The 230-nt window shown below is 62.2% G+C and carries 1 protein-coding gene; it reads left to right on the forward strand.

What is annotated here, in order from left to right; all coding sequences use genetic code 11:
* Window positions 1–230, forward strand: a 230-nt coding sequence (locus NP777_RS47490; protein WP_256656418.1) for an acyl carrier protein, incomplete at both ends; no start/stop codon positions are given.

A 230-nucleotide genomic window follows, 5' to 3' on the forward strand; every position in this document is an offset into this window, starting at 1 on the left:
TCGGGGTTGGCTGCTGAGTTGGTGGGGTTGGATGCGGCGGGTCGGTTGGGTGTGGTGGTGGATGTGGTGCGGGGTGGTGTGGCGGTGGTGTTGGGGTTTGGTTCGTTGGGTGAGGTGCGGGTGGATGTGGCGTTCAAGGAGTTGGGTTTTGATTCGTTGACGGCGGTGGAGTTGCGTAATCGGTTGTCGGTGGTGACGGGGTTGCGGTTGCCGGCGACGTTGGTGTTCGA

Origin of the sequence: Streptomyces rugosispiralis, from assembly GCF_024505145.1 — a bacterium.
Taxonomy (GTDB): Bacteria; Actinomycetota; Actinomycetes; order Streptomycetales; family Streptomycetaceae; genus Streptomyces; species Streptomyces rugosispiralis.